The organism is Pseudomonas mucoides, assembly GCF_015461845.1.
GTDB lineage: Bacteria > Pseudomonadota > Gammaproteobacteria > Pseudomonadales > Pseudomonadaceae > Aquipseudomonas > Aquipseudomonas mucoides.
In genome coordinates this window covers 140,311-162,184 of the sequence record NZ_JACOPW010000011.1, presented here as the reverse complement: position 1 = coordinate 162,184, position 21,874 = coordinate 140,311, and the positions used below count along the sequence as shown (strand labels likewise).

Genomic DNA, 21,874 nt, shown 5'->3' with positions numbered 1-21,874 from the left:
CCATGGCCGTATTGCCAGAACTTGAAGCATTTCTCGAACTCGCCGAGTTCGGCCGGATGACCGGCAAAAGTCGCGCGATGCATGAGCTGTCAGCACAACAGGCGCGGATCGATTTTGAAGCGTCGTCGGCGTTTCTCGACGTGCCGCCGGAAACCGTGGTCTGTGAAAATTTCACCATTCCTGCCCGCGACGGTCATAGCCTGTCGGCGCGCTTGTATCGCGACGGGCAAACGGTCGAGGGCATGCAACCGGTGGTGTTGTATTTCCATGGCGGCGGCTATGTGGTCGGCAGTCTCGATTCCCATGATGCGTTGTGCCGACGCCTGGCCTCCCAGGGCGGTTTTGCGTTGCTGACCGTGGATTATCGACTGGCACCGGAATGGCGTTTTCCGACGCCCGTGCAGGATGCCTGCGACGCTGGCAACTGGCTGGTGCGTGAAGGCGCGGCACGAGGGCTGGATGCCCATCGGGTGGCATTGGTCGGTGACAGCGTGGGCGCGACATTGGCCACGGTGTTGGCGATCATGGCGGTGCGTGAGCCTGAGGAGCTGGCGTTGAAACCCAAGGCGCAGGTGTTGCTGTACCCGGTGACGGAGGCGACGACCCAGCGTGCCTCGCATCGGGATTTCGCTGAGGGTTATCTGCTGGAAACGCCAACACTCGATTGGTTCTACGCGCATTACGGGCGCACGCCGCAGGACCTTTCGGACTGGCGCTGCTCGCCGTTGCTGGCGGCGGATTTATCCGGCGTGGCACCGGCGCTGGTGTACTTGGCCGGGCATGATCCGCTGCATGATGAAGGGCTGGCCTATGCCGACCTGTTGCGTGCGGCGGGGAATGAGGTGACGTTGCTGGAACAGCCTGGGATGACCCATGACTTTATGCGCATGGCGGGGTTGTTGGGGGAGGTTGAGGGGATTCATGCGGAAGTGGCGGGGTGGGTGCGCTCCCGGGTTTGATATTTTGTGTCGGGCTTGATGGTTTTTTGGTGAAGCGACTATCGCCATCGCGAGCAAGCTCGCTCCCACAGGGATCTTCAGTGGACAAATAATCTGTGTTCACACCGGTCCACTGTGGGAGCGAGCTTGCTCGCGATAGCGTCATCAGACTCACCATAAATCATGGCCAAAAAATACCCGCATCTCACGACACGGGCATTTTTCATTTCAGCTCACCCCTCAGAAATCATACTTCGCCGTGATCTGCAGGTTGCGCGGCTCGCCGTAGAACGTCGTACCGAAGTTACCCAGGCCAGACATGTACTTCTTGTCGAAGACGTTGTTGGCATTGGCGGTGAAGCTCAGGTGCTCGTCGTACTGGTAGCGGGTCATCAGGTCGACGAGGGTGTAGCCGCCTTGCTTGAGCAGGGTGTTGCCACCTTCGCCATTACCCACGTTCGGGCTGTAGCTCTGGCCGTAGAACGCGCTTTGCCAGCTGATGCCACCACCGACGGTGAACTGATCCAGCGCGCCCGGCAGGCGGTAGGTGGTGAAGGTGCGCACGACGTGTTCCGGTTTGCTGGAGGCCAGCGGGAACCCGTAGATACGTTGCTCATCCTTGTCGCGGGTGCGGGCGTAGGTGTAGCCGGCCGACAGGTTCCAGCCCTCGGCCAGTTCGCCGGCCAGTTCCATTTCGACACCTTTGGTGGTGGCGCCGGAGATGGCTTCATAGACGTCTCGACCGGTGCCGACGTCGGTGGTGACATACTGGGCAACGTTGTCCTGATTGATCTGGAACAAGGCAAAGGTGGCGTTCAGCTTGCCTTCGAAGTAAGCCGCTTTCAGCCCCGTCTCGTAGCTGTCGCCTTCAACCGGGTCGAGGGTCGAACCGCTTGCGTCCAGGTAGATTTGTGGCTGGTAGATCTTGGTGTAGCTGGCATACACCGAGTACGTATCGTTCAGGTCATAGACCACGCCGGCGTACGGCGTGACAACGCCATGTTCCTTGTAGCTGGCATGGGTGTCGGTCAGGGTTGCCCCCGGATAGTACGAGTAGTCTTCGTTGTACTTGAAGGTGCTCAAACGGCCGCCGAGGATGAACGACAGGTCGTCGGTCGGACGCAGGCGCGTGGCCATGTAGATACCGTTCTGGCTTTGGGTGCGTTCGTACTTGCCGTTTTTCGGGAACTCCTGTTTCGGCAGGTGACCGTTCCAGTCGAAGATGCTGCCCGGCACCAGTTCAAACGCGCTGGTGTCGTAGGTCGCACCGGTCTGGCGCGAGTGGGCCGCCATGAAACCGGCGACCAGTTCATGCTCGCGACCACCCAGCGAGAACGGGCCGGAGATGTTCACGTCACCGGAGTTCTGCACGCGATGACCTTCCCAGCGACCCCAGTACAGGAAGTTGCCTTCGCCCGTGACAGGGTCTGCGGAGCCACCGCTGGCCGAGGCCAGTTGGGTGTCGTGATCGGTGGTTTTCTGGTCGAAGCTGGCCTTGAATTTCCAGCCATTGGCCAGCGCTTGTTCAAGCGACGCGAAGTAAGTCGTGCTGTCGAAATCGCGGCGGCTCCAGTCGGCACCCGGGTTGAAGCTGCGCGAGAAGTCGGTACGGCTGCCGTCGGTGAAGTACGGTGCGTTACCGGTCCAGGTGCTGCCGCGTGGAGTGACACTGGACTTGTCGATGCCAAACGTCAGCAAGGTGTCGTCCGTCAGATCGGCTTCGATGATGCCGTAGAAGAGGTCTTTTTTCTGGCTGTAGTGGTCGATGTACGAGTCTTTGTCCTGGTAGGCGCCGACGAAGCGACCCCGTACGTTGCCGGTATCGGTCAGTGAACCGGAGATGTCGCCCTCGGTGCGGTAATTGTCCCAGGAGCCGGCGGTGGCGCTGACCGAGGCCTTGAATTCCTTGGTCGGTTTCTTGCGGATCAGGTTGACGGTGGCCGACGGGTCGCCCGCGCCGGTCATCAGGCCGGTAGCGCCTTTGACGACTTCGATGCGGTCGAGGCTGGCCGCGTCGTCGCCGTTGTTCGGGTTTTCACCGTACACGCCGTCGTAGGGAATGTTGACGCCGTCGTACTGGAAGTTGGTGATGGCAAAGCCACGGGCGGAAAACTCGGTGCGGTCACTGTCGTACTTCTGCATCGTGACGCCGGGGGTGTTGCGCAAGGCGTCAGACACACTCTGTACACCGCGATCGTCCATCTGTTGACGCGTCACCACGGTGACCGATTGCGGGGTTTCACGAATGCTCAGCGGCAGCCCGGTCGCGGAGGCGGTGGCGCCGGTGGTGTACGAGCCGGTGTCTTCCGTGGTCAGGCCCAGGGCCTGGCCGGAAATGGTGGTCGCGCCCAGTTGCAGGCCCGAACCGCCACCGGACATCAGGGTCACGGTGTTGCCGTTGATCTGGAACGAAATGCCGGAGCCTTGCAGCAATGCCTTCAGGGCATCAGACGGTTCCAGCGAACCGGACACCGCACGGGACTTGATGCCGGCCACCTGATCCGGGCTGTAGAGGATCTGCAGATTGGTCTGCATGCCCAGTTCGGTCAGCGCATTGGAAAGCGGCTGGACGGCAATATTCACTTTTACAGGTGCAGCATTGGCCATCGAGCTCCCCAGCAAGGTGGCGGTCAGCAATACGCTTGTAAACAGGGTGCGATGCAAAGTCGGGCGCTGTACGGCCAGCGCGAGAGGTGTGCGGCGTGGTTGAGGTCGCATTACTTACCTGAGCTCCTGAAAAGAGTGGTGCAAAGTTATTGTTAATAAGAATGATTATTAAGACGGGGCGTGGACGTAAAACCGGAAAGAAACCTGAGAAATAAATGTCAGAAAGATGAAACTGAGCGAAAACGCCCGTCATGCTCCGATGCGGTCTGTAGCAGCTGGGGTGGTCTCTAGGGGGCTTTCAGGCAGGGGCGAGTTCGGTGACCACCCGGCCGCTATCCATGCGCACCAGTTGATCGGCGACATCGAAATAGCGGTCATCGTGGGAAATCACGATGATGGTCTTGCCCAGGCGTTTGAGGTCCGGCAGCAGCTCGGTGTAGAAGATTCGGCGGAAGGTCGGGTCCTGATCCGCCGCCCATTCATCGAACACCAACACCGGACGTTCCTCCAGCCACGCATTGACCAGTGCCAGGCGTTTGCGCTGGCCGGTGGAGAGGTCGGTGGTGGTGAAGTTGCCGTCCTTGACGCTGACCTTGTGCGCGATCTCCAGCCTTTGCAGGTATTGGTTGGCGTCTTCGGGGATGTGCGTATCGCCCTGGACCACGTCATCGAACAGGTAGTAGTCGGCGAAAATCGTGGTGAACAACTGGCGATAGTCATCGCGATTCTGCGCGTCGATGGCCTCGCCGTTGACGCTGATTTCACCCTGCTGCGGCGTGTACAGACCCAGCAGCAACTTGATCAATGTGGTCTTGCCGCAACCGTTCTCGCCGACGATAAAGGTGATGTCGCCTTGCTTGATCGTCAGGTTGACCGGCCCGAGCTGGAACGGCGCCGCCCCTTCAACGGCCGGGAAAGCGAAACGCACATCGGCCAGCTTCAGTTCGTGCACGGCTCGTTTGACCTGGCCCTGATCACTCAGCAGCAGATGCGGTTCCGGGGTGGAAAACTGCTCGGACAACTCGGCGATACGGCGAAAAGCAATCTGCGCCCGGCTGACAATCGGCAGGGTGCTGATCAAGTGTTCCAGCGGGCCTTTCATGTACAGCAACACCAGCACGAAACCGCTCATCACGGTTTTATCGGCGCTCGGCCAGAAGGTTTGCAGTGCCAGCGCCAGGCCGATCACCACGAAAAACAGCATCGAGCCAAAGGTCTTGGCGATCACGAAGGTGTTGATCGAACGCACCTGGGTGTTGCAGATGAACTCGGCGGTGGCCTTGATGCCCGAGACGAACATGCGCTGGCGGCGCGGGCGATGGATGCGCAGTTCCTTGGCGCCTTCGGCAATCGCGTTGTAGTGCTTTTGCAGTTCGTCTTCAGCGTCGCGGGCAGCCATGAAACCCTGCACGCCTTTGCTCTGGGCATAGGCCTGAATCGCCGTGCCGATCAGGATGGCGGCGACCATGATCAGGAACATCGGCCACGACAGGATCGCCAGGTAACCCATGCAGCCGAGGGTCACGGTCACCGAAATCGCCAGCGGGGCGAAGGCGAAAGCGAAGTCGCTGATGGTGTCGACGTCGTGGGTCAGCACCGGGATCAGCCGGTGGCTGCGGTAGCGCTCGATCTGCTCGATGGGCGCCGACAGGACCTTTTCGCCCAGCTGTTTACGCAGCTTGGCGATGATGTGCTGGCCGACGTAGTTGGTGCCGATGTCGGAGCAGATCGAACTCAGCAGCGCCAGCAGGCACAGGCCGGCGAATAGCGCGACCACGCCCTGGGTCAGGCCGGTGTCCGAATGCAGGGCGTTGTTGATGGTCGCCAGCAAGACCGTGACGCTCAAGCCGCCGACCATGCCCAGGAAAATGGACGCGGCGACGATCAGCCGAAAGGGTTTCAACAGGGCGAACAATTCGCCGATGGCGCCACGGGGAGGCTGGGTCATGGAGGACGGTTCCTTGGGTGGAAAGGCAGATACCCAGTAGAACGTCTGATCGAAGGCTTAATTTAGCGACCACCGACTGATGGCCTCCACACTCCTACAGGGGATTTCAGTGGCTCTTAGAGGTCACGCACCACGCGAAAGCCGATCCAGTCCCCGCGCTCTTGCGGGTACTGGCTATTGCGGTTGCCCGAGCGCGAGAACACTGGCGCTTCACCCCAGTCATTACCGCGTATGCGCACGGCTTCGCAGTTGGCCTCAACCCACGCGCTGCCATCGGTGGGGGCACCGACGTAGTCCGGGTGTTCGCAGTCTTCGACCCATTCGTACACGTTGCCGTGCATGTCGTACATGCCAAAGGTGTTCGGCGGGTAGCTGCCCACGGGCGAGCTGTAGCTGTAACCGTCTGCCGGGCCGTAGGTGTTGGCGTGTTTGGCGATGCTGTAGGCCTTGCCCTCATCGAACGGGAAGGGGAATGGGCCCTTGGTGCCGCCCCGCGCGGCGTATTCCCGTTGGGCTTCGCTGACCATGTGGTAGTTCTGCCCGGTTTTTTTCGACAGCCAGGCGACGTAGTTTTTAACGTCGTCGAAGTTCATGCATACCGCCGGCTGGCGCGGTGTTTGCGGATAACGCGGCTTGCTGGCCACGCACTCGCGGCCCGGCCGGGTATCGCCATTGGCAATGATCACGCCGCTCTCGCGCACGTAACTGTCCCATTCGCCGGCGGTGACCTGGAAGCGGCTCATGGCGAACGGCTTGGCGAAGGTCACGTCGTGCATCGGGCCTTCGTCGGGTTCGCGGCCGACTTCATCGTCCGGCGTGCCCATGGTGAAGGTGCCGGCGGGCAGTACCACCATTTCCGGGCAGTCGCGGCAGTCCTTGAATACTTTGCCAGGTGGCGATGCGGTGGCGGCCTGGGCGCCTCCGATCATAAGTGCGGCCAGGGCCAGGGCCAGGGCCTTGAACGGCAGGGTCAAATGATCTCGGTTCATGAGTCGTCTCGATATAAAAAACGGGTGTCACGCCACGACCAATGTAGGAGTCATGGCGTCATGCGGTTTTGTTCAGCAGGGTTATGAAACGGTCGATCTGGTCTTCGGTGTTGAGCAAACCAGGCGCAATCCGGATCACCGGGCCGACATCGCGCTCCACCGAGTCGCAGACCACGCGGTTTTCCATCAACCAGGCGGCGACTTTTTCGCAGTCGCGGTCCTTGATCCGGAAGAAGGTGAAACCGGCCGACAGGTCCGGGCTCTTTGGCGTGACCAGTTCGATCTGCGTGTTTTCCAGCAAGCGGTTTTTCGCATAGGTATTGAGTGCATGAATCCGCGCCTGCACCTCGGCCTTGCCCAGCTGCAGATGCAACTTGAACGCCTCGTCCAGCGCCCAGCGGTGTTCAAAGCTGTGATAACCGCCGGGGGTCATGATCGTCGAGAAGGTCGTGGCTTCGGAGAACGTCGGAATGGTCGGCGTGACGTCCTTGAGCTCGGCGGAACGGGCGCAAATGATCCCGGTGCCGCGCGGGCCGAACATCCATTTGTGAGTACCGGCGATGAAGAAGTCGCAGTGCATGTCGGGGAAGTCGAGGTCTTCGACGCCAAAACCGTGCACGCCGTCGACCACATACAGAAGGCGGTCCTTGTCGTCGCGGTTGCGGTTCTGTTCTTCCACCAATTTGCCAATCTCGCCAATCGGCAGTTTCACACCACTGCCAGATTGCACCCAGGTCATGCCCAGCACGCGAGTGTGTGGGCGGATGCCTTTGGCGATGGAACCGAGCACTTCGTCGACGGACACGTCGCGGCTGTTCTCGAACAGCTTGAGCTTGCGCACCTTGACCCCGTCCTTTTGCTGGCGGTAATCCAGCGCATAGTTCGTGGCGTAATGTTCGTGCTCGGTGGTGAGGATTTCCTGATCCGCGCGCACATGAATGCCACCGTAGATCAGCGACAAGCCTTCGGTGGTGCTGCCGGTGAGGGCGATCTGCTCAGGCTTGGACTTGAGGTAACGCCCGGCCCAGACGCGCACGTCCTGTTCGCGTTTTTCCGTTTCACCGAGGTCCCAGTCCATCGCCCGGCCGGGGTTGCGGTCGAGGTTGGCGCGGTGTCGTTCGATGGCCTCACGCACCGGTCGCGGGTGCGATGTCACCAGAAAGTTGGCGAAGTGCAAATAGTCCGGGTCCTGATCGAACAGCTGGCGCAATTGCGCCCACTTGTCCTTGGCCAGCGGCTGCGTCGTGGCAGCCCGTGCCGGCAACATCACAGCGCTGCTCAGGGGCAGGCCAGCCACGAGAATCCCGGCCTGCTTGAGGAATGAACGACGGTTGGTCATCAGCAAGGTTCGCTTTTTTGCAAAGGGGATTCAGTTGTTCGCCATCGGCCGGGAAGCCTTCTGCACCTGGTCCCAGACCCGCAGGAAATTGCCGCCCCACAGCTTGGCGATATCGGCCTCGCTGTAGCCGCGACTGATCAGCTCGGCCGTGACGTTGCGCGCTTCGCTGACATCCTTCCAGCCATCCAGGCCGCCGCCGTCGTTGAAGTCGGAGCTGATGCCGACATGGTCGATGCCGATTTTCTTCACCGCGTAATCAATCGCATCGCCGTAGTCCTTGAGCGTGGCTTTCGGTTCTTCGTCGACAATCGCGTAGAGCTGGCTGGCGTACTCGCCGAAGCGCTGCTCGGACCAGACGGTGATCACCGGGTCGCCGGGCATCAGCGCCATTTCCAGGCCTTGCAACGGTTGCAGGTCGAAGCGGGCGCGCAGGGCGTTGAGTTTGTCCTGGGTGGTTTGGCTCAAGGGGCGGATGTAGGTCGGGAAGCCGACAATCTGCACCACGCCGCCGCTGTTCTTGATCAGCTGCATTTCCTGGTCGCTGAGGTTGCGCGGGATGTCCACCAGCGCACGTGGCGCCGAGTGCGAGGCGACCATCGGCGTGCGGCTCAGTTGCGCGACTTGCTCCAGGGCCTTGGTCGACATCTGCGAGACATCGATGATCACGCCGAGGTCGTTGAGGCGGTGCACGGCTTGTTTGCCGATGTTCGACAGGCCACCGAGGGCATCGCGCGAATCATTGAAAAACGGCAGCGGTCGTGACGAGTCGGCCCAGGCGTTGTTGCCCACGTAACTGAAGCCGAACATGCGCATGCCACGGGCGGCCCACGTGTCCAGTGCATTGAGGTCGTTGCCCAGCGGGTAGGCGTTGAGCATGCTCATGAACACCGCGAACTTGCCTTCGCCATGCAGGCGCCGGAAATCGTCGGGGGTGTAGGCGATGGCGACCTGGTTGGGGAAATCGCGAACCATGGCGCTGATGATTTTGTAGCGGGTTTCCTGCTCGAACCGGGCTTCGTCGACGAAACCGGCGGTGGGGCGGTGCGGGGCGTTGGCGCCGTTCCAGATTTCCGGCCAGCCGAAGATGGTCAGGGCCGCGCCGGACAGGCGTCCGCGTCCGGTCTTGACCAGGTCGAATTGGCCGCTGCCATCCTTGTCGGCTTCATTACCGGCGGTGCCGAAGTCCAGCGGCACGGTGACGTGGCTGTCGAAGGAGAGGATGCGCGTTTGCAGTTCATCGGCCTGTTGCATCACCTTGACCGGGTAGCCTGGGTTGTCCTTGAACCAGTGATCCCAGACGGCATAGCCGCCACCGGCGCTGATGGCCAGCGCCAGGGGCAAGCCGAGGTACAGCGCCTTTTTTGAACGTGGTTTTTTCATGTTCATCTCAGTCAGGTTCGTTGCCCCGGTGTGGGGGGCTTTGCTATCTGGGATGGACGAGTGATGCCGTTGGAAATTTAGGGCGGCTGATGGCCTCATCGCGAGCGAGCTCGCTCCCACAGGGATTTTGTGAACACCGCAGAACCACAGTGGGACCGAGCTTGCTCGTGATGCTTTTAAATTTTCGGAGGGGGCGAACGTTCTAGCTTGGATAAAGCCTGCTTCATGGCTGACACAGGTAGGGCAATGACGATTTCTCGACGAGGGTTCATGGCGGGCCTGGTGCTGACCGGCGCTGCCGTGCCTGCGGTTTTTTATGGGCATCGCGAATGGACGAAACCGGATCCGACGATCACCCCCGGCGAAGCCTCATTTGAGGTGGCGGATGTCGCCGGCCAGCGGCTGGCGGACACGCTGCGGGGCGTCTGGCAGATTCGTTTCGAAGGGCGTGACGCCGGGATCGAAGGGTTGCCTCGCGACGGTCTGGAAGTGTTTCTTGACGTCGGCCACAAAGGACGCGGCCTGATCGGGTTCCTCGACACGGCCGAGCGTTTGCGTTCAAACGAAACACCGCGCTACCGGGTGCTCGGCGATCTGGCCGATGCCAACGCGGCGCAATTGAGTTGGCGGCTGGTCAGTGCCGACGCAGCCAACGGCACCTCCGATTACGAATTCAGCATGACCCTGGACGAAGTCTGGGCCGGGTTCGGCAATGCCGGCAGCGGCACCCTCAGCGGTCGCGTATTGAACCTCGATCGGCCGCTGATGATGACCGCGCAGGACAACCGCTTCGTCGCGGTCAAACGGGTTTTCCCCGAAGCCCGCGAACGCACCGGGCTCAATGCGCCATTGTTGGCTTGGCTGATCTCCCCCGAGCATCGGCTGTTTCACCAGCTCTGGCATGCCTCGCGGGACAAATGGCACACCCTGGCCGAAGACAAGCGCAATGCCTTGCGCGGCCTCGGTTGGCAGCCAGGTCCGCGAGACAAGGAGCGCGATGCTCGCGGTGCGCGCAAGGATCGCAACGGGTCGGGCGTGGATTTTTTCTTCATGCACCGGCATATGCTCGGTACGGCGCGGTCGATGCAGGACCTGCCGTCGTGGCAGCACTTCCCGTTACCGCAACCGGAACTGGCCCGTGACCGCATCGGCTTCGCCCAGTACTGCGACAACCACGACGGCACCGCGCTGCCGCCGACCTGGCTGGCCGACGACGATGCCGACTATTCGCAATGGGTCAGTGACATCAAGACCGCCGAGACCTATCACAGCAACTTCCAGGTCTGGGAGTCGCGCTACCGCGACCCGCGTTACCTGTCGAAGCTGACCCTGGGTCAGTTCGGTTCAGAGGTTGAATTGGGCCTGCACGACTGGCTGCACATGCGCTGGGCCTCGGTGCCGCGTGATCCGTCCAACGGCCATCCGGTGCCGTTCGCCCGGGATCCATCAGACTTCTCTGCACGCTGGTTTGCGCCGGAAAACGACTTTCTCGGCGATCCGTTTTCGTCCCATGTGAACCCGGTGTTCTGGCATTTCCATGGCTGGATCGATGATCGACTGGAAGACTGGTTTCGCGCGCACGAGCGTTTTCATCCGGGGGAGGTGAGACGACTCGAGGTGAGCGGCGTGGCGTGGTTTGCGCCAGGGCGTTGGGTGGAAGTCGATGACCCGTGGCTGGGGCCGAGCACCCACGGTTGCAATACAACGCCGGGGTTGCAGGCGGGCAAGTCGGTGGAGATGGACCCGGAAACCATGAAGATGGCGCTGCGGATAACGTTTGGCGAGGATGAGACGAAGCTCGCGGACTTGTTCAGGAAAGTGCCGCAGCGGCCCTGGTATGCGCGGCATTTGAAGGCTAAGCCGGTTACCAGTTAATCAGTTAGTCCGCGTTATCGTTCATCGCGGGCAAGCCCGGCTCCCACAGGTTATGCGTCGTGTCCAAAACATGCGGCACACATAAAATCTGTGGGAGCCGGGCTTGCCCGCGATGGCGGACTCACTGACACTCAACATCACAAAACCTGCCACCCCCCACCCAGCGCCTTGTACAGCGCAATACTCGCCTGCAACCGCGACAATCGCAGTTGCACATTCAAATCCTGCGCCGCATACAGCGTGCGTTGCGTCTCCAGTACCGTCAGCAAACCCTCGGCCCCAGCCTGATAGCGACGTTGCGCAATATCGAATGCGGTCTGCGCCTGCTTCAGTTCTTCACCTTGCCATTGCCGCTGTTCATCCAGCCCGCGAATGCTGTTCAGTGCTTTTTCCACGTCGGCGAAACCGTTGATGATCGCGCCGCGATAGGTCTCCAGCAGTTCCTCCTGGCGGGCCGTGGCCTTGTCGCGCTCGGCGCCCAAGCGTCCGTTGTTGAACACGGGCGCCAGCAATCCTGCGGTGAGGTTATAGAACGGACTGCGCAGAATGTCCGACGCGCGATCCGCGCCCGAGCCGATTTCGCCGCTCAACGTCACGGTGGGCAACATCGCGGCGCGGGCCACGGTGACGTCCGCCTGCGCCGCCGCCAGTTGCGCCTCGGCACGGGCAATGTCTGGGCGACGGCTGATCAGTTCGCTGGGCAGGCCGGCGCCGATGGTCGGCCATGACAGCTGATCAAAGTGTTCCTGACCCAATGCCAGCGCCTGAACCGGTCGGCCGAGCAGGGCGGCAAGACTGATCGACGCGTCCTGCGCCTGTTGCTGCACCAGCGGCAATTGCCGTTGTTGCGCGGCGACCAGGCTTTTCTGCTGAGCCAGTTCCAGCGCGGTCGCCGAGCCTGAGTCAAACCGCGTCTGCACCAGCTTCAACACGTTTTGCGCATTCGCTAGGTTCAACTCGGCGATGCGGCTCTGTTCACGCAGCGACAGGGTTTGCGCGTAGCCGCTGGCAACACTGCTGAGCAGCGTCAGTTCCACCGTTGCCTGATCGAACTGGCTGGCCTGCAAAGCAAATTGCGCGCTGTCGCGGGACGCACGTTGGCCGCCCCAGAAATCGATTTCGTAGCTGGCGCTGAGGTTGGCGTTGAAGTAGTCCACGGCGCTGTTGTCGCTGTCGGCATCCAGTTGGCTGTAGCCGCTGCCGCGCAGCAGTTTCTGGCGGTTGGCATTCAAACCCGCCTTGACCTCCGGCAGTTGCGAACCGCCGGCCACCACCGTTTCGGCCTGGGCCTGACGCACGCGGGCGATGGCCGCGGCCAGATCGAAACTGCCGACCCGCGCCTGTTCGACCAGTTGATCCAGCTGCGGGCTGCCGAACTGCGTCCACCATTGCGGGTTGCTGCGCGCGGCGTCTTGGGTGTGCGGCGATTGCCAGGAAACGGGTGGCTCGATACCGGCGTCGGGGCGTTGGGCGGGTGTGCCGCACGCGCTGAGCAACAGGCAGAGCGTCAACAGACTTAATGGCGGCTTCATGGAGAAATCATTCACTGGTAAGGGCCGTGACCGGGTCGAGTCGGGCAGCTTTGCGGGCCGGCATGAAGCCGAAGACAACACCGGTGACCAGGGCGCAGCCGAAGGCGCCGAGCACCGCTATCAAGGAAAACGCGACAGCGACTTCACTGAGAATCAGCACACCGCCGACGATCAGCGCCAGGGCAATTCCGGCCAGCCCGCCGACTACCGAGAGCATCACCGCCTCGGTCAGAAACTGGCGCAGAATGTCGCGCTGCCGGGCGCCGGTGGCCATGCGGATACCAATCTCCCGTGTGCGTTCGCGCACGGTCATCAGCATGATGTTCATCACGCCGATGCCGCCCACCAGCAAGGAAATCGCAGCAATCGAGCCGAGCATCAGCGACAGGGTGTTTTGCGTGCGCGCCTCGGCCTGGATCATCGCCGCGTTGTTGGTCAGTTCGAAATCCTTCTTGCCGTTGTGCAGGCGCAGCATCAACTGCTCGATGGCTCTCTCGGTATCTTTGACCTTGCGCGCGTCTGCGGCGGCGATGGCCACGTATTCCGGATTATGCGTGCCGAACAGCCGCACGCTGGCGGCGGAGTAGGGGATGGCGATGCGGTCGTCGCTGTCGGAGTCGCCGGAGCTGGCGCCTTTTTCCGCGAGCACGCCGACCACCTGAAATGGCACGTTTTCGATCAGGATGTATTGGCCAATCGGGTTGGCCACGTCCTTGAGCAATTTGCTCCGTACCTTGTGGCCGATTACCGCGACTGCCGCGGCGTTTCGCTCATCGGCCTCGGTGAAGTAGCTGCCTTCGACCACCGGCCAGTTGAAGATCGCCGGGAAGTGGGTGTCGTTGCCGCCGACGTAACTCAAGTGGTCGAGGTTGCCGAAGCGCACCCCGGCTTCCTGGCCGTTGACCGGCATGATCCGCATCACTTGCGGCAGGCTGGCCACCGCCGCGACGTCATCGAGGGTGACGATGCCCGGCGCGGTGCGCGGGTTCGGCGCCGAGCCGCTGAGGTAAATGATGTTCGAACCGAAGGCGCCCATCTGCGCCATGACCTGGCGCTTGCTGCCTTCGCCGACGGCGAGCATCACCACCACCGAGGCCACGCCGATGATGATCCCGAGCAGCGTCAGCGCGGTGCGGAAGCGGTTGATCCACATCACCCGCCACGCCGCTTGCACCGCGTCAATCAGTTCGCCTTTCCACGCGCCGGTGGCTTCGGCACCTTCGCTCAGACGCTTGCGCAAGTCCACGGCTTGCAACGCACCGGGGTTGGCTGAGGTCTGGGCTTGAGGGTTATCGCGGGCGCTGTCGCTGATGATCAGGCCGTCGCGGATTTCGATGATGCGCTTGGCCCGAGCCGCGACTTCGCGGTCGTGGGTGATCAGGATCACCACATGACCCTGGCTCGCCAGTTCATCGAGCAGGGTCATGACCTCGGCGCCGCTGTGGCTGTCGAGGGCGCCGGTGGGTTCGTCGGCAAGGATGATATGACCGCCGTTCATCAAGGCGCGGGCGATAGACACCCGTTGTTGCTGGCCACCGGAGAGTTGATGCGGACGATTGCCGGTGCGCGAGGCCAGACCGAGACGGTCGAGCAGGGCAGCGGCGCGGACGTGGCGCTCGGCGGCCGGCAAGCCGGCGTAGATGGCCGGCATCTCGACGTTTTCCTGGGCCGAGCCGGAGGGGATCAGGTGATACCCCTGAAACACAAAACCGAAGGCTTCACGGCGCAACCAGGCCAGTTCGTCACTGTCGAGCCCGGCGACGTTTTCCCCGGCGAAGCGGTATTCGCCCGACGTCGGGCGGTCGAGGCAGCCGAGGATGTTCATCAGTGTCGACTTGCCGGACCCGGAGGCGCCGACAATCGCCACGAACTCGCCGGCATGAATCGACAGGTCGATGCCGCGCAACACATGCACTTCCGGAGAATCGCCGCCGCCGTAGGCTTTGCGAATCTCGTGCAGATCGATCAGGGGCGTCTGCATTCAGCCGCCACTCCCGTCAGCCGGGCCGATCAGCAGGTGATCGCCTTCGCGCAGGCCATCGAGGATTTGCACGCGCAGGCGATCACTGATGCCGGTGCGCACTTGACGCGACTCGATGCTGCCGTTTTTGGCCACGACGTGTGCGGTCTGGGTGTCCGGTTCCGCGCCACTTTGCAACGCGGCAATGGGCGCGGTGAGGACGTTTTTGGCCTGGTCGGCCACGAAAAACACCTGCGTCGTCATCTCGGCCATCAGCGCGTTGTCGGCGTTATCGACGTCGAGCAACACGGTGTACAACACCACGCGGGCACTGCCGCTTTTGCTCGAACTGGCTGGGCTGCCGCCACCCTGGCTGGTCTGGTCGAGTGGCTTGGGCGGTACGGGCAGAATCTGCCGCACCGTGCTGCTCCAGCGACGATTGCCACCGCTTAAGGTGGTGAACCAGGCATTCATGCCGGGTTTGACGTGGCCGATATCGGCTTCCGAGACTTCGGCCCACACGGTCATCGGCGACAGTTTGGCGATGCGCAGAATCAGCGGCGTTTGTTGCTGTGCGTTCAGCGTCTGGCCGACCCGGGCGTCGAGGGCGACGATCGTTCCGGACATGGGCGCATAGATTCGCGTGTAACCGAGTTCGGCCTGATCGCTGCGCAGGCTGGCTTCGGCCTGACGGATCTGCGCCTGGAACATGTCGATACGCGCCTGTGTGGATCGCCGTTCAGCTTGCGCGGTTTGCACGTCTTCTTCGCGGGTGGCGCCACCGACCTTGAGGTTCTGCTGACGCTGGTATTTCTGCCGCGCGAGTTCGTGCAGGGCCCGTTGCTCCTGGAGCTGAGCCTTGAGGTTTTCGATGGAGAAACGCCCTGCGTCGAGTTTGGCCTGTTGCGTGGACGGATCGATTTCCACCAGCAACTGGCCTTCCTTGACCACGTCGCCGACCTCCACATGAATCTTGTGGATCTGCCCGGAGGCCTGGGCACCGACGTCGACATATCGCCGGGGTTGCAGGGTGCCCAACGCGGTGACGCTGCTTTCGATGTCGCCGCGGCTGACGGACACGGTGGCGAACCTGTCGCGGCCGGGCGGAATGATTTGCCACGCGGCGACGGCGATAACGGGGATCAGACTAAGTGCTACAAGCAGGGCGCGTCGGGTGTGTCGGGGACGTTTCATGCAGGGTTCCGGCCATGGGTATCGGCCCGTCGTTCAACCTGCGCGCAGCTAACAGCGACAGCCGACAGAGACGGGGAGCTGTCCTGTAAACGAGGAATGGTGCGGGGAATTTAGGTGCGGACACATAGGGTTACACCTGTAGCTCAGGACTATTTGTGCGGCAAGGACAAGCAGTACTTTAAATCTATATGAGAATTACTATAAATTACGCATCTCGAACTGCCACTATCGTGCCACTGCCTATGTCGGCGGTCGACGAGGGGGCTCAAGGACAGAAACCGCACCCGTGCGGCCGGGAGTCATGTTGGAAAACTACTATCGCGAGCTGGTGTGTTTCCTGAACGCCAAGCTAGGCAACCGTCAGGTGGCCGAAGATGTGGTGCATGACGCGTATGTGCGGGTTCTGGAGCGTTCCAGCGACACGCCCATCGAACAGCCCCGGGCGTTTCTGTACCGCACCGCGCTCAATCTGGTGATCGACGACCATCGGCGCAATGCCCTGCGTCAGGTCGAGTCGCTGGACGTGCTCGACACCGAAGAACGCTACTTCACGCCATCTCCGCACAACTGCCTCGATCACGGCCAGCGCCTGCAAATGCTCCAGCGTGCCCTGGCGGAGCTGCCACGGCTGTGTCGCGAGAGTTTTCTGTTGCGCAAGATCGAGGGCCTGTCGCACCCGGAGATCGCCGAACAGCTGGGCATTTCGCGGGCCTTGGTGGAAAAGCATATCGTCAATGCGATGAAGCATTGCCGGGTGCGGATGCGTCAGTGGGACGCCCATTGATCCCCGCTGATTAAATTTTATTTCACTGTCCTCGTTCCTACTCAACAGACGACCTGCTGTCCTGCCCAAGGCCGGTCAGGTCACTTAGGCTTACTCCCCATCGGTTGAGGGGTTCATCCAGAGGACACTGGAAATGACACAGGCAATTGCATCGCCCATCGTTCACGACCTGATCGGCGTCGGTTTCGGCCCTTCGAACCTCGCGCTGGCCATCGCTTTGCAAGAGCGCGGGCCACGCCAGGGCGAGCTGGATGTTCTGTTTCTCGACAAGCAGGCGGACTACCGCTGGCACGGCAACACCCTGGTGACCCAGAGCGAATTGCAGATCTCGTTCCTCAAGGACCTGGTGACGCTGCGCAATCCGACCAGCCCGTATTCCTTCGTCAACTACCTCAAGCATCACGGTCGCCTGGTGGACTTCATCAACCTGGGCACGTTTTATCCGTGCCGCATGGAGTACAACGACTACCTGCGCTGGGTCGCTGCGCAATTTGAATCGCAGAGCCGTTACGGCGAAGAAGTGCTGACCATCGAACCGGTGGTGCACAGCCAGCAGGTCGAAGCGCTGCGGGTGATCTCGCGCGATGCCCAAGGTCAGCAGCACGTGCGCACCACCCGTTCGGTGGTGGTCAGCGCCGGCGGTACGCCGCGCATACCGCAAGCGTTCAAGGCGCTGAAGGATGACGGACGCGTGTTCCACCACTCGCAGTACCTGGCGCAAATGGCCACGCAACCGTGCGTGAACAACCAGCCTATGAGCATCGCCATCATCGGCGGCGGGCAGAGCGCGGCGGAAGCGTTCATCGATCTGAACGACAGCTTCCCCTCGGTGCAGGTCGACATGATCCTGCGCGGCTCGGCACTGAAACCGGCGGATGACAGCCCGTTCGTCAACGAAGTGTTCTCGCCGGAGTTCACCGACCTGGTGTTCCAGCAAGCCCACAGCGAGCGTGAACGTCTGGTCAACGAGTACCACAACACCAATTATTCGGTGGTGGACATCGATCTGATCGAACGCATCTACGGCATCTTCTATCGCCAGAAAGTATCGGGCATTGCCCGTCACGCGTTCCGCACATTGACCACGATTGAAAAAGCCACGGCCACTGAACACGGTATCGAGTTGGCCGTGCGCAACAACGCCACGGGTGAAGTCACGGTTCGTCTCTACGACGCCGTGGTCTTGGCCACCGGTTACGAGCGGCAGATGCACCGCAAATTGCTGGCGCCGCTGGAGCAGTACCTGGGTGATTTTGAAGTGGATCGCAACTATAAGCTGATCACTGACGAGCGCTGCAAGGCCGGCATCTATATGCAGGGCTTCTGCCAGGCGAGCCATGGGTTGAGCGACACGCTGTTGTCGATCCTGCCAATTCGGGCGGACGAGATTGCCGGTTCGTTGTATGAGCATGGCAAGAACCGCGGGCACAGCCGGTCGGTGGTGGATTTGCTACTGGCGACTGCCAGCTGACTCTCACTGCGATCGTTCCCACGCGGAGCGTGGGAATGATCTGCGCAGCAATCCTGAACCCTTCCTGAAGAACCCCGCGATTCCCCCACCGCACACTGTTCCTTCGTTTACTCTGCATAAATCGCGGCGTAAGCTTCGCGCGTTTTCATCAATAGCGGAGACCCACAGTGGGTACTTGTTCGAGTGACAGTAGTCGGCCGGTTTCAGTAACCGGCACCTTCTCGGCAAGATAACGCGCAGCTTTTTTGTGCCGTTGTCTCGCCGTACAGCGAGCAGCGGCCTCCCGGTCGAGCCAGTCCTGGCACGACCCGATGTCCTCTCATCGACACACTCTCGTGTGATGGCGCCTGCCTGGTCGTCATCGCAGCGACTCGACACGCCTGCTCGAAGGTTTCCCGGCTGACCCTGGGGGCAACGCCATGAACCTGACCCTGCTCAAGGAATTCTTTGCCGGATTCCTGCGCACCCGCCACATCGCCCGGCACTTCCGTCGTCTGGCGCTGCTGGAAACCTTCACCGACACCACGGTCAGCCGTGAAGTACCGCCGACGCTGGCGCAAACCCTGGTGGGCGCCGCCAGCAGCGACACCGGCCAATTGCTGGAAAGACTCGGCACGCACACCGATGGCCTGAGCGAGGAGGAAGCCGACGCCCTGCGCGAGCGTTTCGGCCTCAACGAGGTCGAGCATGAACAACCGCTGCCGTGGTGGACGCATCTGTGGCACTGCTACAAAAACCCGTTCAACCTGCTGCTGACGTTGCTCGCGGTCATCTCGTGGCTGACCGAGGACATGAAAGCCGCCATCGTGATTTTCTCCATGGTGGTGCTCTCGACATTGCTGCGGTTCTGGCAGGAAACCAAATCCAACCAGGCCGCCGACGCGCTGAAGGCGATGGTGAGCAACACCGCGACAGTCCTGCGTCGCGACGCACAGCGCATCGAGTTGCCGATCAAACAGTTGGTGCCGGGCGACCTGATCGTGCTTTCGGCCGGCGACATGATTCCCGCCGATTGCCGGGTGCTCAGCGCCAAGGACCTGTTCGTCAGTCAGGCGGCGATGACCGGCGAATCGATGCCGGTGGAAAAATTTCCGCGCCAGCAAGATAACGACACCCGTAACCCGCTGGACCTCGACAACATTCTGTTCATGGGCACCAACGTGGTGTCCGGCACGGCGATGGCGGTGATTCTCACCACCGGCAACGACACGTATTTCGGTGCGCTGGCGCAGCGAGTGGGTGCCACTGATCGTGCGCCGACGTCGTTTCAGACCGGGGTCAACAAAGTCAGCTGGTTGCTGATCCGCTTCATGTTCGTGATGGCGCCGCTGGTGTTGTTCATCAACGGTTTCACCAAGGGCGACTGGACCCAGGCGCTGCTGTTCGCGTTGTCGATTGCCGTGGGCCTGACCCCGGAAATGCTGCCCATGATCGTCACCTCGACGTTGGCCAAAGGCGCGGTATTTCTGTCGCGCAAAAAAGTCATCGTCAAGCGTCTGGATGCGATCCAGAACTTCGGCGCCATGGACGTGCTGTGCACCGACAAGACCGGCACCCTGACCCAGGACAAAATCTTCCTCGCGCGCAACGTCGACGTCTGGGGCAATGACTCCGATGACGTGCTGGAAATGGCGTACCTCAACAGCTACTACCAGACCGGCCTGAAAAACCTGCTGGACGTTGCGGTGCTCGAACACGTGGAAATCCACCGTGAACTCAAGGTCGGCACAGCGTTTCGCAAGATCGACGAGATCCCGTTCGACTTCACCCGCCGGCGCATGTCGGTGGTGGTCGCCGAGCGCGAGCATGCTCATCTGCTGATCTGTAAAGGCGCGGTGGAGGAAGTGCTGGCGGTGTGCACGCGGGTACGCCACGGCGTCGTTGATGAGGCGCTCAGCGATGAATTGCTGGCGCGGATTCGCCAGGTGACGGCGACGTTCAACGCCGAAGGCCTGCGAGTCGTCGCGGTGGCTGCGCGGCCAATGATCGAAGGCCGCGACACTTACAGCCTGGCCGATGAACAGGAGCTGACGCTGATCGGTTACGTGGCGTTTCTCGACCCACCCAAGGAAAGCACCGCACCGGCCCTCAAAGCGCTGGCGGCTCACGGTGTGGCGGTAAAAGTGCTGACCGGTGACAACGAGCTGGTGACCGCGAAAATCTGCCGCGAAGTCGGTCTGGAACAGCAGGGGCTGCTGATGGGCAACGACATTGAGCGCATGAGTGACGCCCAACTGGCCGTGGCGGTGGAGACCACCAACGTCTTCGCCAAACTCACGCCGTCGCACAAGGAGCGCATCGTGCGCCTGCTCAAGGGCAACGGCCACGTGGTCGGGTTCATGGGTGACGGCATCAACGACGCCCCGGCCCTGCGCACCGCCGACATCGGTATTTCGGTGGACAGCGCCGTCGACATCGCCAAGGAAGCGGCCGACATCATCTTGCTGGAAAAAAGCCTGATGGTGCTGGAGGAGGGCGTACTGGAAGGGCGCCGCACCTTCGCCAACATGCTCAAGTACATCAAAATGACCGCCAGTTCGAACTTCGGCAACGTGTTCTCGGTGCTGGTGGCCAGTGCGTTCATCCCGTTCCTGCCGATGCTGCCCATGCACCTGCTGGTGCAGAACCTGCTCTACGACATTTCGCAGATCGCCATCCCGTTCGATAACGTCGATGCAGAAATGCTCAAGCAACCACAGCGCTGGCAACCGGCGGATGTCGGGCGCTTCATGCTGTTCTTCGGGCCGATCAGCTCGATCTTCGACATCACCACGTTTGCCTTGATGTGGTACGTGTTCGACGCCAATACCCCGGACCACCAGACGTTGTTCCAGTCCGGATGGTTCGTGGTCGGACTGCTGACCCAGACGCTGATCGTGCACATGATCCGCACCCCGAAAATCCCGTTCCTGCAAAGCCGCGCCGCGATGCCGTTGATGGTGATGACCGGGATCATCATGGCGGTCGGCATTTTCCTGCCGATGGGGCCGCTGGCGCACTACTTCAAACTCCAGGCACTGCCATCGATGTACTTCGTGTTTCTGCCGGTGATTCTGCTGGCGTACATGGCGCTGACGCAGGCGGTGAAAGGGTTCTACATTCGGCGGTTTGGCTGGCAGTAAATCGTCTGGTTGTGACGCTATCCCGGAGGCGAGGGGGGCGGATCCAGCCGTGAACCCTCGTAAAAATCAGAAAGTGTGAGCGAGCATTTAGGAAAAGTCCTACATAAACCGGTACCAAGCTTCCGTAGCCTTGCGCCACACTTTGGTCACCCTGCAGGCCCCGGAATGATGAATAAAGCATTACGAATCCTGATTGCCGACGAGCAACACTTCCACCGTATGAAGGTTGAGCGCGTGTTTAACCAGCTGGGTTACTACCGGGTGGCACCGGTTCAACACCTTGAAGAGCTGTTGACGCTGGTCGAATACGGTTGCGAGCCGTTTGACCTGGTGGTCATCAATGCTTCTCTGGCGAAGGGCTCGTTGGACCTGCGGGGGTTTTTCCTCGATAACCCCCAGGTTCGTCATGCCATGATTTTCAACGACGAACGCGCGCAGAATTCGATTTGCACGCAACAGCCAATTCAGACGAGCACCGTACTGCTCCCCGACTTGATGTGTATCCGGCACTTGATGTCCCGTGTCGATCCGTTGGTGAGTACCCGTCATGATCTGGTCGGGCACTATCAGCAAAAAACGGGCTGAATAGAGGTGCCCGTTCGTCGGAACTGTCATTTCTGACAGGTAGTTTTCATCCTTCCGCCATGTAAGAGTTTTCGCGCAGTTGCTGCGTGCACTCTGGCCTTTTCCGGCGCGCATCCGTGGCGTCATCGTCGATTTTTTGCACAGGGAGTT

14 protein-coding genes are annotated in these 21,874 nt (G+C 61.2%); 6 read left to right on the top strand and 8 right to left on the bottom strand.

Features of this window, described 5'->3' with window-relative positions:
- Window positions 1-2: 2 nt before the first annotated feature.
- Window positions 3-959, top strand: a complete 957-nt coding sequence (locus H8F22_RS30650) for an alpha/beta hydrolase (protein WP_194941070.1) — start codon at window positions 3-5, stop codon at window positions 957-959.
- A gap of 219 nt (window positions 960-1,178) precedes the next feature.
- Here H8F22_RS30650 and H8F22_RS30645 read toward each other — a convergent pair whose 3' ends face one another.
- The 5 genes from H8F22_RS30645 to pvdM all read right to left on the bottom strand — a co-directional run bounded on the left by H8F22_RS30645 (window position 1,179) and on the right by pvdM (window position 9,201).
- On the bottom strand, window positions 1,179-3,656 hold the full coding sequence (locus tag H8F22_RS30645; RefSeq protein ID WP_027925498.1) for a TonB-dependent siderophore receptor: 2,478 nt from the start codon (window positions 3,654-3,656) through the stop codon (window positions 1,179-1,181).
- Window positions 3,657-3,843: 187 nt separating this feature from the next.
- A complete protein-coding gene (locus H8F22_RS30640; RefSeq protein WP_194941069.1) occupies window positions 3,844-5,493 on the bottom strand; it encodes a cyclic peptide export ABC transporter in 1,650 nt (549 codons plus the stop codon).
- Window positions 5,494-5,609: 116 nt separating this feature from the next.
- Window positions 5,610-6,482: a dihydropyoverdine dehydrogenase gene (pvdO, locus tag H8F22_RS30635; RefSeq protein ID WP_194941068.1), complete on the bottom strand. Its 873-nt coding sequence runs from the start codon at window positions 6,480-6,482 to the stop codon at window positions 5,610-5,612.
- Window positions 6,483-6,540: 58 nt separating this feature from the next.
- The gene (gene pvdN, locus H8F22_RS30630; RefSeq protein WP_194941067.1) at window positions 6,541-7,821 is read right to left on the bottom strand and encodes a pyoverdine-tailoring periplasmic protein PvdN; all 1,281 of its coding nucleotides are present in this window, start codon (window positions 7,819-7,821) and stop codon (window positions 6,541-6,543) included.
- 30 nt (window positions 7,822-7,851) lie between these two features.
- Entirely contained in the window at window positions 7,852-9,201 is a 1,350-nt protein-coding gene (gene pvdM / locus H8F22_RS30625) for a pyoverdine-tailoring dipeptidase-like protein PvdM (protein ID WP_027925494.1), read from the bottom strand.
- A gap of 246 nt (window positions 9,202-9,447) precedes the next feature.
- On the opposite strand from pvdM, the gene pvdP reads away from it, so the two are divergent.
- Window positions 9,448-11,076: a pyoverdine maturation tyrosinase PvdP gene (gene pvdP, locus H8F22_RS30620; RefSeq protein ID WP_027925493.1), complete on the top strand. Its 1,629-nt coding sequence runs from the start codon at window positions 9,448-9,450 to the stop codon at window positions 11,074-11,076.
- A gap of 137 nt (window positions 11,077-11,213) precedes the next feature.
- On the opposite strand, the gene H8F22_RS30615 is transcribed toward pvdP, so the two are convergent.
- The 3 genes from H8F22_RS30615 to H8F22_RS30605 are packed head-to-tail and all read right to left on the bottom strand — an operon-like array spanning window position 11,214 to window position 15,762.
- Window positions 11,214-12,608 (bottom strand): efflux transporter outer membrane subunit, encoded by a 1,395-nt coding sequence (locus H8F22_RS30615; protein ID WP_059182450.1) that lies wholly within the window; start codon window positions 12,606-12,608, stop codon window positions 11,214-11,216.
- 7 nt (window positions 12,609-12,615) lie between these two features.
- On the bottom strand, window positions 12,616-14,589 hold the full coding sequence (locus H8F22_RS30610; RefSeq protein ID WP_194941066.1) for a MacB family efflux pump subunit: 1,974 nt from the start codon (window positions 14,587-14,589) through the stop codon (window positions 12,616-12,618).
- Window positions 14,590-15,762 (bottom strand): efflux RND transporter periplasmic adaptor subunit, encoded by a 1,173-nt coding sequence (locus H8F22_RS30605; RefSeq protein ID WP_059182452.1) that lies wholly within the window; start codon window positions 15,760-15,762, stop codon window positions 14,590-14,592.
- A 301-nt stretch (window positions 15,763-16,063) separates the two neighbouring features.
- On the opposite strand from H8F22_RS30605, the gene H8F22_RS30600 reads away from it, so the two are divergent.
- From H8F22_RS30600 to H8F22_RS30585, 4 genes are all read left to right on the top strand, one after another.
- Window positions 16,064-16,546: a sigma-70 family RNA polymerase sigma factor gene (locus H8F22_RS30600; protein WP_027925489.1), complete on the top strand. Its 483-nt coding sequence runs from the start codon at window positions 16,064-16,066 to the stop codon at window positions 16,544-16,546.
- A gap of 133 nt (window positions 16,547-16,679) precedes the next feature.
- Window positions 16,680-18,017, top strand: a complete 1,338-nt coding sequence (locus H8F22_RS30595) for a lysine N(6)-hydroxylase/L-ornithine N(5)-oxygenase family protein (RefSeq protein WP_027925488.1) — start codon at window positions 16,680-16,682, stop codon at window positions 18,015-18,017.
- A 419-nt stretch (window positions 18,018-18,436) separates the two neighbouring features.
- A complete protein-coding gene (gene mgtA, locus H8F22_RS30590) occupies window positions 18,437-21,139 on the top strand; it encodes a magnesium-translocating P-type ATPase (protein WP_194941065.1) in 2,703 nt (900 codons plus the stop codon).
- Window positions 21,140-21,304: 165 nt separating this feature from the next.
- Entirely contained in the window at window positions 21,305-21,724 is a 420-nt protein-coding gene (locus tag H8F22_RS30585) for an ANTAR domain-containing protein (protein WP_027925486.1), read from the top strand.
- Window positions 21,725-21,874: the final 150 nt, after the last annotated feature.